Origin of the sequence: Streptomyces sp. NPDC002133 (assembly GCF_040296405.1) — a bacterium.
GTDB lineage: Bacteria > Actinomycetota > Actinomycetes > Streptomycetales > Streptomycetaceae > Streptomyces.
Window position 1 is genome coordinate 25,483 of record NZ_JBEOXF010000015.1, and the last position, 13,250, is coordinate 38,732.

General features: G+C 68.0%; 10 protein-coding genes and 4 pseudogenes. 3 read left to right on the forward strand and 11 right to left on the reverse strand.

Going from position 1 to position 13,250, the window contains the following annotated elements; all coding sequences use genetic code 11:
• Positions 1–201 precede the first annotated feature (201 nt).
• From ABT078_RS42700 to ABT078_RS17465, 3 genes and pseudogenes are all read right to left on the reverse strand, one after another.
• Positions 202–467: pseudogene (locus tag ABT078_RS42700) on the reverse strand (hypothetical protein); the annotation flags it as partial.
• A 151-nt stretch (positions 468–618) separates the two neighbouring features.
• Complete coding sequence (locus ABT078_RS17460; protein WP_351228545.1) at positions 619–1,167, reverse strand: DUF1062 domain-containing protein; 549 nt, start codon at positions 1,165–1,167, stop codon at positions 619–621.
• A 211-nt stretch (positions 1,168–1,378) separates the two neighbouring features.
• Positions 1,379–1,958 (reverse strand): annotated as a pseudogene (locus ABT078_RS17465) (transposase).
• Positions 1,959–2,071: 113 nt separating this feature from the next.
• Between ABT078_RS17465 and ABT078_RS17470 the strand changes: the two are divergent.
• Entirely contained in the window at positions 2,072–2,413 is a 342-nt protein-coding gene (locus tag ABT078_RS17470) for a hypothetical protein (protein ID WP_351228546.1), read from the forward strand.
• 234 nt (positions 2,414–2,647) lie between these two features.
• On the opposite strand, the gene ABT078_RS17475 is transcribed toward ABT078_RS17470, so the two are convergent.
• Positions 2,648–5,107 carry a SpoIIE family protein phosphatase gene (locus ABT078_RS17475; RefSeq protein ID WP_351228548.1) on the reverse strand — a complete coding sequence of 820 codons (2,460 nt, stop codon included), beginning with the start codon at positions 5,105–5,107 and terminating at the stop codon, positions 2,648–2,650.
• 340 nt (positions 5,108–5,447) lie between these two features.
• Here ABT078_RS17475 and ABT078_RS17480 point away from each other — a divergent pair, with 340 nt between their 5' ends.
• Positions 5,448–5,876 (forward strand): hypothetical protein, encoded by a 429-nt coding sequence (locus ABT078_RS17480; protein ID WP_351228550.1) that lies wholly within the window; start codon positions 5,448–5,450, stop codon positions 5,874–5,876.
• A 3-nt stretch (positions 5,877–5,879) separates the two neighbouring features.
• Here the strand turns inward: ABT078_RS17480 and ABT078_RS17485 are convergent.
• Positions 5,880–6,410: pseudogene (locus tag ABT078_RS17485) on the reverse strand (IS701 family transposase); the annotation flags it as partial.
• A gap of 101 nt (positions 6,411–6,511) precedes the next feature.
• Positions 6,512–6,742 carry a hypothetical protein gene (locus ABT078_RS17490; protein WP_351228552.1) on the reverse strand — a complete coding sequence of 77 codons (231 nt, stop codon included), beginning with the start codon at positions 6,740–6,742 and terminating at the stop codon, positions 6,512–6,514.
• 366 nt (positions 6,743–7,108) lie between these two features.
• Between ABT078_RS17490 and ABT078_RS17495 the strand changes: the two genes are divergently transcribed.
• Entirely contained in the window at positions 7,109–8,941 is a 1,833-nt protein-coding gene (locus tag ABT078_RS17495) for a PhoX family protein (RefSeq protein WP_351228554.1), read from the forward strand.
• Between the two features lie 72 nt (positions 8,942–9,013).
• Here ABT078_RS17495 and ABT078_RS17500 read toward each other — a convergent pair whose 3' ends face one another.
• The 5 genes and pseudogenes from ABT078_RS17500 to ABT078_RS17520 all read right to left on the reverse strand — a co-directional run.
• A complete protein-coding gene (locus ABT078_RS17500) occupies positions 9,014–9,280 on the reverse strand; it encodes a hypothetical protein (protein WP_351228556.1) in 267 nt (88 codons plus the stop codon).
• 588 nt (positions 9,281–9,868) lie between these two features.
• Positions 9,869–10,456: a class IV adenylate cyclase gene (locus tag ABT078_RS17505; RefSeq protein ID WP_351228558.1), complete on the reverse strand. Its 588-nt coding sequence runs from the start codon at positions 10,454–10,456 to the stop codon at positions 9,869–9,871.
• A complete protein-coding gene (locus ABT078_RS17510; RefSeq protein ID WP_351228560.1) occupies positions 10,453–11,130 on the reverse strand; it encodes a class I SAM-dependent methyltransferase in 678 nt (225 codons plus the stop codon). Before ABT078_RS17510 ends, ABT078_RS17505 begins: the two co-directional genes overlap by 4 nt.
• Positions 11,067–12,236 carry a radical SAM protein gene (locus ABT078_RS17515; protein ID WP_351228562.1) on the reverse strand — a complete coding sequence of 390 codons (1,170 nt, stop codon included), beginning with the start codon at positions 12,234–12,236 and terminating at the stop codon, positions 11,067–11,069. The genes ABT078_RS17510 and ABT078_RS17515 overlap by 64 nt, the downstream gene beginning before the upstream one ends.
• A 64-nt stretch (positions 12,237–12,300) precedes the next feature.
• Positions 12,301–12,808 (reverse strand): annotated as a pseudogene (locus tag ABT078_RS17520) (HAD hydrolase-like protein); the annotation flags it as partial.
• Positions 12,809–13,250 lie beyond the last annotated feature (442 nt).

The following is a 13,250-nucleotide window of genomic DNA, read 5'->3' on the forward strand; positions in this document are numbered from 1 at the left end:
TCTCCATCGCGCCGATCCCCCCTCCGGCCAGCATGAACGGCACTGCGAGGACGGCCATGACCGCGCCGGTGGTGGCGAACAGGGCATTGGCGGCGGCGACCGCGGCGACACCAGCCGCCAGTACGAGCACCGGGCCGCTCGGGCAGAGGCGGTCGGAGAGTGGCGGCATGGGCGCGGTGGGGTGCAACCATCGTGCGAGTCGTTCATACGCAAGGCGCACTGCAGGGCGATCAGCCGGGCGGCGGCTCCTGTATCGGCCGGCAGCGCGGTGGCGAGATAGCCGAGCATCTCCCGCACCCGGGTCTGCCCGTCGGGACTTCTGGGCGTCGGCGCTTTCGATGGAAGTGCGCGTGTGTGGATAGCGATTCTGTAGTGGTCACGATCGTGTCGGGAATGACGGCAGCATGTGACGTGGCCGCGGCGCAAGCCGTGCAGGTGTCCGCGAGCCGCCACAGCCGTCCGCCGCGCCCGAATATCCAGCAGGGACAGTGTGGTCGATGCCGACCGGGCTGTGGGGCCCGGTCGTCGATTTATCCCAGCAGTGATGGCAAATGCAGTGTGCGGATTAGGGCCTGTCCGGCGGATCTTGCCGGACAGGCCCCTGGTCCCGAGGAGGGCTCAGCGCTTGAGCGTGAAGGTGAAGTCGCCGGAGAGCTTGCCGCTCAGCCGGACTGCCGACACGAGTTTCCCCTCCGTGATCAGTCTCTCGACCTCGGCCCGCGAAAGACCGCAACCTTCAGCGATCAGTCGCACCGGCCGGACAGGGATCCGCACCGTAAAGCGGACCGAGACGTCGATCACCTCGCGGTCCAGGTGATCCGATCCGCCGGTGTCGAGGCGCCAGGCGTTGTCCCAGTCGAGGGCGATGCGATTACGGCGCCGCATGACCGGATCTTGGAGCAGCTCAGCTGTCAGGCCAGGGTCGTTGTCCTGCAGCCGGTCCAGCAGCTCAGGTCGTACGGAGCGCACATTCATCCGCTCCAGGACCGTGATCTTTGAAGTTTCCCCGCAAGCGGTACAGAGCGCGAGGAGCCAGGCGTCGATGAGCTTGTGGTTTGCGTTGACGCGAAATTTACCGCTTGCCCGGAAGCGCTCGGACGCGCACGCGTGGCAACGGCGGAGAACGAGCGGAAGGCAGGTGGGCGCGACCACCCAGTTTTCGAGCACAGAAGTACACCGGTTTCAGTGAGAAGTCCGCAGCAAAAAGGAGCGCGGCGCACATGCGCGACGCGCAACGAATCAGCGCTCGGGAGGTCTCACACGGTGTACAACGGCACGTCCTTGACTAGACGACTTGGCTCGGCAGCACGGTAATGGCGCACAGCGGCGCTGTTCCACTGGTTTTCGAGCGCCTCACCGCCGTGTTCTGTCCGGCGGATCATGAGCGGAGCCAGAGCCGGATCGAGGCAATGGTGACGGTGCCGTGGAAGACGTAGGCACGCTCGTCGAACCTCGTCGCGACGGCCCGGAAGTTCTTGAGGGCGTTGATCGTCCGCTCAACTTCGTTCCTCCGCTTGTGGATCGTCTTGTCGAAGCCGGCGGACCGGCCGCCCCTTCGCCGGCGGTTGGCCCGCTGGTTCTTCGGTTCGGGGACGGTGTGCTTGATCTGGCGCCGTCGCAAGTAGCGGCGGTCGCCGTCTTACGGGCCCTGGCGGCGTGCTGGTGGGCCCGGCAGGAGGTCGAATCGAGGCTCACCATGGACCAGTCGATGCGGCCTTCCGCGGCGGCGTCGGCCAGGACGGCCGCGAAGATCTTGACCCACGTGCCGTCCGCCGACAAGCGTCTATGGCGTTCGTGCACGGTCTTCCACGGACCGAAACGCGCAGGTAGATCCCGCCACGGCGCCCCGGTGCGCAGTCGTTCACGATGCCGTTGATGACCCCGCGGTGGCTGGCCCAACGGCCGCCGCCGCCAACGGCGATCCCCTTCTGGCAGAGACCACATGGCTCCCGATCCATCCGGTGGCGGCGCCGGCGGTTGTCGCGGAACAACTGACGCACCTGTTCGCAGGCACCCTTGAGGAGTTGGCCCCCGGTGGCGAGCCGTGGGCGGATGGCCGACGATGAGCGCGATGCCCACCGAAGCATGCGACGGCAAGTTCGACAACGTCCGGAAGGACTCCGGCGGGCACAGTGAGATGGGATACGCCGCCGACTACGACGTCGATGCGAAGTTCGTTCCGGCGATCCGCGCGAAGAGGGACGACGCGTCCACCTTCCCGACCTTCGACGTCGAGCTCGTCCCGGGCATCAACATGGCGGGGGCGGCCGGGATGTACGACGCCTTGGTAGGGCAGGGTGCTGTCGCCCGCGCGGTCGCCGCGAAGATGGACGACGCGTGCATGGAGCGCATCATCGACTCGGAGCTCATCCCGGCGCGGCACGAGAGCCCGTGCGGATCACTCTCCCCGTAGGTGGTAGTAACGGTTGCGTCGAGGCAGTGGCCGTGCGCGGCGATCTCCGAGTGGATGACGATGTCCAGGATTTCGACAAACCCCAGCGACTCGATCGTGTCTGCGACCTGGCGAAGAAGCGCGGGGGCGCTGTCGCAGCCCGGGCCGTATGGGTTGGCCTGGGAGAAGTGGTACATGATCTGGTGCTCGGGCTCGGTGGACATGGCAACCGAGGGGGCACGATGCCGCCCTCGGTCAGCGGGACCATGTGCGACCGGCGAGTTTCTGATTGGCGCGGGCTGCGCTCAATGGGGCATCCGGCCCCTGACTCGGGCAGAGGTCCTTGGGGATGGCCAGCTCGGCCCAGATCGTCTTTCCGGAGGAGGTGTACCGGGTGCCCCAGCGCTGGCACATCTGGGCGACGAGGAACAGGCCGCGGCCTCCCTCGTCGTCGCGGCGCGCTCGCCGCAGGTGTGGTGCGGTGTGTGCGCTGTCGGAGACCTCGCACAGCAGGCAGCGATCCCTGATCAGCCTCAGCATGACCGGTCCGGTGGCGTACCGGATGCCGTTGGTGACCAGCTCGCTCACCACGAGTGCGGCAGTGAACGACAGCTCGGACAGGCCCCAGGTCCCCAGTTGGCGCTCAGTGAGCGTACGGGCCTGGGCCACCATGGCTGGGTCGGACGGCAGCTCCAGGTCCGTCACCTGGTCGGCGTCGAGCTGCCGGGTGCGGACGAGCAGCAGCGTGGCGTCGTCCACCTGTGGTCCGGGCGGCAGGGCCGACAGCGCCCGGTCACACAGTTCCTCCAGCGGGCATCGCTGCCAGGTGAGCACCTCGGCCAGGCGGTCGATGCCGCTGTCGATGTCCTGGCACCGGTCCTCCACGACGCCGTCGGTGAAGAACGCCAGCACGCTGCCGTTGGACAGGTCCAGCTCGACGTTCTCGTACGGCAGGCCGCCCAGCCCCAAGGGTGGTCCCGGCGCCAGAGCGGACATGGCCACCGAACCGCTCGCATCGGCCACCATCGGCGGGGGATGGCCCGCGCTGGCCCAGACGCAGCGGCCGCTGACCGGGTCGTAGATCGCATACAGGCAGGTCACTACCATTGCCCCGCCGCTCAGCCCGTCATCCGCGTCGGGTTCCGATTCCTGCGCGACGAGGTCGTCCAGCCGTGTGAGCAGCTCGGCCGGGTCCAAGTCCAGCAGAGCAAGGGTCCGTACGGTGGCGCGCAGCCGGCCCATGGTCGCGGCAGCGTGCATCCCGTGGCCCACCACGTCACCTACAGTCAGTCCCACTCTGGCCCCGGACAGCGGGATCACGTCGAACCAGTCGCCGCCCACGCCCACGCGGCTGTCGGCTGGCAGGTAGCGATACGCAACGTCGACCGCGCTCTGCTGAGGCAGGTGCCGTGGCAGCAGGCTTCGCTGCAGTACCAGGGCTGCCGCGTGCTGACTGGTGTACCGGCGGGCGTTGTCGATGCCGACGGCGGCCCGCTCGGCCAGCTCCACGGCGAGTGTCTGCTCCTCGGGGCCGAAGGGGTCGGGGTTGCTGTTGCGCCGGAAGGTGGCCAGGCCCAGGACGGCCTCGCGGGTGAGCAGTGGGACGAAAAGGCAGGTGTGCGAGGCGGCCGCCCCCGCGTCGCCCGGTGCCTCGCGCGGGGAGGTGTCGACGACGCAGCGGCCGGTGGCAAGGCTCAGCGCCTGCGGTGACGAGGGTGGGTAGGAGACCGGGCTGGTCCGGAACTCTTCCGGAGTCCGGCCGTGCATCCGCAGCAGACCGTGTCCCGGCGCCGAGCGCGTCGGCGGCTGCCGTCCCTCGATGACCGCCGGGGGCAGATCCACCAGCACCTCGTCGGCCAGCTGCGGTACCGCCACGTCGGCCAGTTCCGCAGCCGTACGGCGCACGTCCAGCGAGGCACCGACGCGTTTTCCCGCCCGCACCAGAAGCGACAGTCGTTCCTGGGCGCGGTAGCGGTCGGTGATGTCCAGGGACTCCTCGAACAGCCCCAGCGGTTCGCCTCGGGCGTCCAGCAGCCGGTGGTAGGAGCAGGACCAGACGTGCTCGCGCACCGGGTCGGCGGGGGCGCGCCCGCGGTAATGCATGCCGACGATCGGTTCCCCCGTCGTCAGCACGTGATGCATGACCTGGTCCTCGTCCGGAGGGTGGTGGCGGGAGATGAATTCGCCTTCCGGAAAGAGATCCGCGGCCGGCCGGCCGGTGTACTGGGCGATCCCCCCGAGCTCCAGATCGGTGGAGACGTTCCCCCAGACGACGCGCTTGTCGGTGTCGAAGATCGTCAGGCCCACGGGAGACTCGGTCGCCAGGCCCTGCAGCATCGCCAGCTGCGCCTCCCAGCTGCGGAGCGCCTCCAGTTCGGCGGCCACCACGACGGTCGCAGCGCCGCTCCCGTGCGAGAGCGGGCTGAACGTCACGGCCGCGCGCACCGTACGTCCGTCCCGATGGCAGAGGTCCAGGACGGTGCTGCGGGTCGTGTGCGCCCTGCAGAGGGCAGACGGCCGCAGCCCAGAACTCGTCGCCAGCAGCCGGGCGGCCGACTGGCCGAGTACATCCTCGGGAGAATGTCCGAGGAGGCGCTGGGCCGAGGATCCCCACCCGACAATGCGGCCCTTGTCGTCCAGTACGGCGGTGGCGGCCTTGGAGAGGTCCAAGGGACTGTGGAAATCGACGTTGGCCGTACTCGGAAAACGATCCATGACACCGCTTCCCTTCGTGCTCCCCAGCATCCCGTGCCGCAGGACAGACGACAACCGCACGCGCGATCTCCACGCTGATCACATAGGGTGACCACTTAAACGCGTCGCCGACAGCACGTGCATGGAGGCGGCGGTAGCCGGGGAGCTCGCACAAGGCCCGGTGTGGACGGGCGCCGGAGCATCCGAGCGCCCCCGATCGCGCCATCCGTTGTCGGCGTACAGCCCGACTCGTCTGCCGCCACCTGCGGCTTTGCCCAATACTCCAGCTGTAGATCGTGATCTCCATCGTGGTTTGGGTGGCGTTGGCTTGATCAGTCACCTGTCAGCTACGGTGCGGGCCATGGACGGCCGCGTGTACGTGCCCTGGTTCTCAGTCGGGGAAGCTGACGAGGATGCATTCGAGACGCTGGATGGCGCATGGCGAAGGTTCGTGTCCGTACTACGCGAGCGAGCCGTCACCTGGTCGTGCGACCCTGACGACACCCTCATCCTCCGCCCCGAGGAAACAGGATTCGCGCATCTGCTGGCCCTGCTTTATGCGGTGACGCCGGGAACCAATGTCATTTCCCATGTCTTCGGTGCGTTCTTCGACGGGCAGGGCGTGCTCGGCACCGAACTCCACGTCCAGATGTACATTCCCCTCCAGGGGTCTGTGGTGGGGACAGTCCACGTGGCCGGTTCACCGGGTCGATGCGCGGAACTGACTGCAGACTGGTTCGAACGCATCCTGAGGGGCCAGGCCGGCAACCCGGCCGCCCCAACGTCATGATCTTCATTTCCGAGTTGCGGCTTGTCGCCGGTAATGACTGGTGCGTGATCGTTCCTGATGGCGGCGTCGCCAGTCGGACCAGCCGAGTCGGTGGGCGATGTCGTGGAGAGGCTGGACGGCGACGGTGGTGAAGAGGCGATGAATCTCGTTGCAGGACAGTGGGATCAGCCCGTCCGGGGTGGGGTTGCGGGTGTGTTCGTCGGCACGGACCACCGCGAGGAAGGCGTGGGCGAGCATCGCCAGGGTGACCCAGCGGATCCAGGAGCAGTAGCGGCGGACCTGGTGCTCATCGAGCCCCGCCAGCCCCTTTTCGGCCTGGAAGGTCTCTTCCACACGCCATCTGGAGCCTGCAACCTTGACCAGGACGGTCAGGGGCGCCGGTTCGGTGGAATAACAACGGTAGTGGGCGAGTTCGCCGGTGGTGCGGTTGCGGCGGATCAGAAGCTGGCGCCTGCCCGGCGTCGGCTCGGCGAGATCGATGACGGCCCAGTCGTAGAATCGCTCCCCCTTCGCACCGCGTCCGGCTGAGAGCCTGGCCGCTCAACGCCGCGAGCGGGCCCGCATCCGCAGTGAGAAGGGCATCCGCTGGGGCGGACACCCCGTCCCTGAAGCCGCGTGACCTTCGGCCCCAGGCCTCAACGATCAAGGCCCAGTGCATTGGGAATGCCCCGGATCCAGGCAGCCCGGCCCGGCTCTTCCGCGGCGACGCGCTCCAGGACCTCGATGAACCGCCGGCGCTCACCCGAATCCATCCTGCCGAGCTCATGGGCGATGTCTTCCAGGGTGCTCAACGCCGAATGCGAATCATGCCCCAGCTCGACGAGATCCTCCAAGGTCGCCATCGCCGTCAGAAGGGCCCTGACCACTTCGTCTCCCTGAACCACAGCTTCGCCCTCTCAACACGAGTGATGACGAGACGATGCTGTCACCCGCGCAGGTGTCCAGGACACCACCAGTGCCAAAGCCTCACGACCGCTCACGCCGTTCGGTCGAACGTCATCCGACACCGTGAACGTTTGCGGTCAGCTAGGAGGCGCGCATGCCTCGAAACGGGCGCCAATGCGGTGAGGTCGAGGGGACATTGGTCGGCAGCTCCCTGGCTTACGCTCCCGTTCACTTTCGAGTGAAGCTCGGGCCACTTCGGCTTCCTATTGTGGGCGCGCCCCCCAATCCTCGTGGTCCATCTTGGCTGGAGGCCATCTGTGCGTCCCGACAATGCCGCTTCACCTTCGATGTCCGAGTTGGCCCAGCGCCGGCTGTCCCGCAGGACGGTGCTGGCCGGGGGACTCGTCACGGCCGCCGCGTCGTTCTTCGGCGCCGCGACCCTGCCCGAGGCGGCGGCTGCTGACACGGGATCCACGGCTGGGGGAGCCGGCAGGCGGCCCCTGCTCGGGTTCCCGGCGGTCCCGCCGAGCGTCGCCGACGAGGTCGTGCTGCCGCCCGGGTACCGGTACCAGGTGCTCTATCCATGGGGCCACCCGATCGTGCCGTCCGGGCCCGCGTTCGCCGAAGACGCCAGTAACAGCGCGGCGGAGCAGGCCGAACAGGCCGGTGATCAGCACGACGGCATGTGGTTCTTCCCGTTCAAGGGCGGGCGTTCGGGTCTGCTGTGCGTGAACCACGAGTCCACGGCCGAGCAGTTGCTGCACGCCGACGGCCGGGCCGCCTGGTCGCCGGAGAAGACCGCCAAGTCGCTGGCCGCGCACGGCGTTTCGGTCATCGAGATCGAGCGAAACCGCAACGGCCGGTGGCACCTTGCGGAGTCGGAGTTCGCCCGCCGGGTGACCATGACCACGCCTGCCGAGATCACCGGTCCCGCGGCGGGACATCCACTGCTGCGCACCGGCGCGGACCCGGACGGCGTCAGGGTGCTGGGCACCCTGAACAACTGCGCCAGTGGGCCGACCCTCTGGGACACGTATCTGACGTGTGAGGAGACGGTCAACAAGTACTTCTACTTTGGTGAGGAGCCGCCGCCGGCCGGTTCGGTCGAGGAACGCTACGGCATCGGATCGGAGAATCCGTACCCGTGGTACACCACGGATGCCCGGTTCGACATGAGGGCGGAGCCGAACGAGTACAACCGGTTCGGATGGGTGGTGGAGATCGACCCCTTCGACCCTTCGTCGACGCCGAAGAAGCGGACCGCTCTGGGGCGCATGGAGCATGAGAACGCCGTCGTCGTGCGCGGCAGGCACGGTGAGGCCGTCGTCTACATGGGCGACGACACGCAGTTTGACTACTTCTACAAGTTCGTGGGCGCAGAACCGATCAAGAAGGCGCTCAAGCGCGGGCGCAGTCCTCTCGACGAAGGCACCCTGTACGTCGCCAGGTTCGAGGAGGACGGCTCCGGCAGGTGGCTGCCTCTGGTGCACGGCGAGCCGGGCCTGGCCGCGGCCGACGGGTTCGCCGACCAGGCCGAGGTGCTGATCCATGCGCGTCTTGCCGCGGACGCGGTGGGAGCGACCCCGATGGACCGCCCGGAGTGGTGCACGGTACAGCCCGGCACCGGCGCGGTGTTCTTCACCTGCACGAACAACACGGCCCGAACCGATTCCGTGAACGCGCCCAACCCCCGGCTCAACAACCGTTTCGGGCACATCATGAAGATCGACGAGAACCGCAACCCCAGCGCGGAGACGTTCGTCTGGGACATCTTCCTGCTCGCCGGGGATGAGGCCAGCGGCGCCACCGTTCCCCCGGACCAGGCATTCGGCTCGCCCGACGGCCTCTGGTTCGACGCCCAGGGCCGACTGTGGATCCAGACCGACGGCACCCAGCCAACGGTCGACGGCGCCCGTCAGAACAACCAGATGCTGGCGGCCGACCCCGACACCGGCGACATCCGGCGGTTCCTGGTCGGTCCGCCGCGCTCCGAGATCACCGGCATCACCTCCACGCCCGACGGCCGGTCGCTGTTCGTGAACATCCAGCACCCCGGTGACTCCGGCACGCCCGACAACCCTCGGGCGAGTTCGAACTGGCCCGACTTCAGCCCCACCGGTCGTCCCCGGTCGGCCACGATCGTCATCACCAGGGAAGACGGTGGCGTGGTCGGCGGCTGACCAGGCCCTGCATACCGTCTCGCGGTAGCACCGGTCCGTAGTCGCTGTGACTCAGGGGCCTGCCGGACCGGCCTACGTCTTGTTCTCGACCAGCTCTCGGCCCTCCGGCGTCTCATGAACGGAGTGTCGCCGGAGCAAGAACAGGACCGGCTGCGAGATGCGACAGGAGAGAACACGAGAGCATGGGACGTGGGGCGGAGCCCGGTCGCGGACTTCGCCCCACGATGCTGTTTCCTTGTGAACTGCGCTGATCAGCACTTCGTGTATGTGGCAGTGCCCCTCGTGGACGACGATGGCCGCGGCGATGCCCGGCTGCTGCCCTGCGTTCTGCTGCGTCACGTCCACTCCTCCAGGACGGCCAGGATGGGTGGCAAGAACCGTATCGACGGGGAGGGACGGGGCACCGAATGTCGGGACACCCGCATGACGTCGATATTGAAAGCGCCTGCCAGGTACTTGTACAGAGTGAGGCCCGCCCTGGTCACGGGGCTCATGCCGCGGGGGACGGCAGGCACTTCCGTTGCCAGGGCGGGGGTCTGACCTCGGCGGAGGAACCTGCTTCGGCCCCGGTGTCGGCCGGTACGCCCTGCGGAGGGTGGATCCAACGCGGAGGCCTCGCTCGGCCGGTCAGGGCGAGGCGGATCATCCTTGCTGAGGATGAACTGCCAGACCCGCTCCTGGAGCACACGGATGCAGTCGCCACACGCGTACATGGGTGCCTGGGCGCCGGCGACGCTTGCGGGGCCGATCCACAGGACGCTCGTCCATTGCTGTCCGCAGTAGAGCCAGCAGAAGCCGTCGACCCACTTGTTGGCGTCGTCCGTGGCTGCCGGCGCGGGCAGACCTCCGCGGGCGAATTCGGCGATCCCGGGGATCACCCTGTGCGGTAACGCGAGTTCCGTAAGCATCGCTTGTCCGCCTTCGGAATCAACGGCTCCGGACCGTCGCGGAGGGGGTCTCCTGCTCCTCGGCGTCGGCGAAGAGGAGGGTGGGCTCGGCGAGGATGTCGCGTCCCGCCTCGCTCTTGTAGATCTCGTCGACGCTGCCGAAGCGGGCTTCGGAGTAGTCGAGTTCGAGCAGGGCCGCCGCCTGCCGGACGGACGCCTCGTCGGGGCCCTCGATCTCGACGAAGGTGGGAAGGTCGGGCCAGGTGTCGAAGTCGAAGGCGACCTCGCCCAGGCGCCACTCCTCGCGGTAGTTCTCCTGGTAGCGGACCTCGGTGAGGCCGACGCGGAGGAGGATGTCGGCCATGGCGTGCAGGTCGGTGACCTCGGTCTCGATCTCGGTCGTGCCGTCGATCGTCGTGGCGTCGGTGACCTGCTTGAGCGTGAGCGTCGAGCGGGTGCCCTCGTCCCGCAGGCGGAGCCACGCGCCGCCGTCGAGGGTGTCGTTCTCGAAGATCTTGCGGGTGAGGAGGGTGCGCGGGAACGCCTGGACGGCGCCGAGGGCGGTGAGCTTGGACTGAAGGTCAGCGACGTCGACGGTCAGGAACTTCGCCTCGTACTCGTGCTTCATGAGTCCTTCTTTCCGTGTGAGTGGGGGAGGGGGGACGTACGGGCCGCGAGGAACAGGCCCATGCGGTGGGTGTGGTCCTGGAGCCGGCCGATGTGAGCCCGCTCTGTGAACTCGTTCGTGCGCAGTGTGAGCAGCACGTCCCAGTCGCCGATGAAGTGGTGCCGCAGGCGTTCGGGGGAGGTGTAGTGCTCGACCAGGTCGTGGCGTTTCTCGACGGGCATCATGAACTCCGCGCCGAACAGCCCGCCTGGACGGACCAGACGCTGCATGCGATCGACGAACTCGGCGAGCGGGCGGTGGTGGTTGGCACTGTAGTGCCATGAACAGCTCGTCCAGATTGCGTCGCACGGGATGTTCAGGGGCTCGCCTTGAAGGAAGTCGTCCTCTACGACCCGTACGCGGCCGTGGAGTTCTTCGAGTTTGAGTCGGTCGATCAGGCCCCTCGCGGGGGCGTGATTGTCACCCGGGAGGTGGACCTCGCCACCGTGCAGGGCGAGTGCGTCGCGTTCGATGGCGATGACGCGGTATCCGGCGGCGGCGAGTGGCAGGACGAACTTGCCGTCGCTCGCGCCGACGACTGCGACGGTGGCGTCAGGGGCAACCCGCTCCCTCAGCGTGGCGCGGAACTGGGGGAAGAAGGTGAGGGCGTGCTCCCACAGGCTCTGTGTCTGCACGGGAGTGTGCCCCTTGCGTGTCGGTGGCGAGGATCGCCTGGAGGACCTCGTCGGGGCTGAGGTCCGTGGTGTCCACGCGGTGCATCGGGAAGGGGGCGTAGGCGTCGGTCACCCGGTCCGTGACGGTCTCGACGAGGGCGTCCCAATGGGAGACCGGCTTGTCCCTCGCGGCGAGGCGGCGATGGCGCTCGTCCTCGGCGCAGACGAGGTGGTAGGTGACGGGCTGGGGCAGGGCGGGCGGCAATGTGATGCCGAGGCCGGCCCACGAGGGCGCGGTGGTTGGTGGACTTCTCGTACCAGAACGCGTGCGAGTCCTTGCCGACGGCCTTGCAGGACATGGTGAGCGCGCCGCGCGGGTCGGCCTCGATCCGTTCGATCTCACCCGGGCCGTCGGCCGGCACGCAGATCTTAGGGGCGCCGTGCTCGGACAGGTCCTCGTCGACGATGACCTCGATGGACAGTTCGGCCGTCCGGAGTTCCTCGCGGAGCCTGCTGCAGGCGGTCGGGTCGGTGACCAGCAGTTCCGGGCGCTCCGCGGCGTTGCCGACCGCCCGCAGGTGGTGCAGCTTCAGCTGACGCACCCCGAAGCGCGAGAGGGCATGTGCCAGGGGCAGCACTTCGTTGATGTTCTGGGAGGTGACCGTCGTGGTCACTCCGGTGGGGACACCGAGCCGTCGGGCGAGGGAGAGGGCCTCGAGCGCGCTCTGGTAGCTGCCGACCTTGCGGATGCGGTCGTTGGTCGAGCTGATCCCTTCCAAGGAGACGCGCAGCAGGTCCAGGTGGGGAGCGATCTCGGTCAGGCGGCGCTCGATCAGGTACCCGTTGGTGCAGATCTCGACCTGCTGGCCCAGTTCCTCCTTGGCGTGTCGGACGACCTGGGCGAGGTCCTTGTAGACGAACGGCTCCCCGCCGAGCAGGGTGACAGCCTCGGTGCCATATTGCTCGCGCATCAGCGTGATGGGGTTGATGGCTTGTTCGGTGGTGAAGGCGTCGGCGTGCTGGAGCCTCTTGCCGTGGAAGCAGTGGTCGCACTCGAGGTTGCAGCGGTACAGCAGCTGGAGGTACAGCATCCGGATCTTCCGGATCCCGGTGACTTCCCCGATCACGTGGACTCCTTGGGCTGGTCGCCTGCTGGGAGCCCTGATAGTGGCCGAACGTCTGGGGACCGCGTCACCGCGTCCAGGGACAGCCCAAGGACGTCCTGGGACGTTTTCCGTGCGCTGCGAAGGTCTCCAGGATCCCGAGAAGCTGCGCGGTGTCCGACAGGTCTGGCAGGACGACGGACGCGCCGGCGGCGGCCAGCTCCTCGGCGCTGTGGATGCCCGAGGCGACCGCGATGATCCCGGAGTCTGTGGCGAGGGCAGCCTCGACGTCTCGCGGTGTGTCTCCCACCAGCACGACTGGCACGTCGGCCGCCACGTCGTGGAGCCGCCGGGCCCGCTCGCGAGCGACCGCTACAAGATCGGGACGGAACTCAGCGTCCGCACCGTACGCGCCCGCGGACAGGTCCAGGAGGGGATCGAGGTCGAAGGCGGACAGTTTCACACGGGCGTTGACGGCGATGTTGCCGGTCAGGACCGAGGACACCCAGTCGTCATGTGCCGAGGCCGCCTTGAGTGCCTCGCGTACGCCTGGCAGAGCGGTTCCCCCGTAGCCGGAGATCGCCGAGGCGCGCGTCGATGGTCCGGCGGTTTCCCTGTTCCCGCTCGGCCCTGACTGGGACCGCCCGGGAGCAGGGCGGCCTGGTCTCCGACCGTGGTCATCCCGCCACTGCCCAAGCAGCAGCCGGGCGAGAAGCCGTCGCGCGTCTGGGAGCCCAGCCGCGAGCACGGCTTCCACGTCCTGCGCCATACGTACGCCTCGGTGATGCTCGAAGCCGTGGTGAGTCGATCGTCTCGCTCGCGCAATGGCTGGGCCACCCCGACCCGGCATTCACCCTCCGGACGTACACGCACTTCATGCCGCAGGCCGGCGCTCGTGGGCTGTCCGCCATCGAGGCGTGGTTCACGGATCGCGACTGAAAGTCCCAGAGTAGTCCCAGAAGGCGAAACCACCCGCCGGATGTCCGTAAACATGCAGGTCAGAGCGTGATCGCTCCCTGGGCGGGGCAATACCCGGCG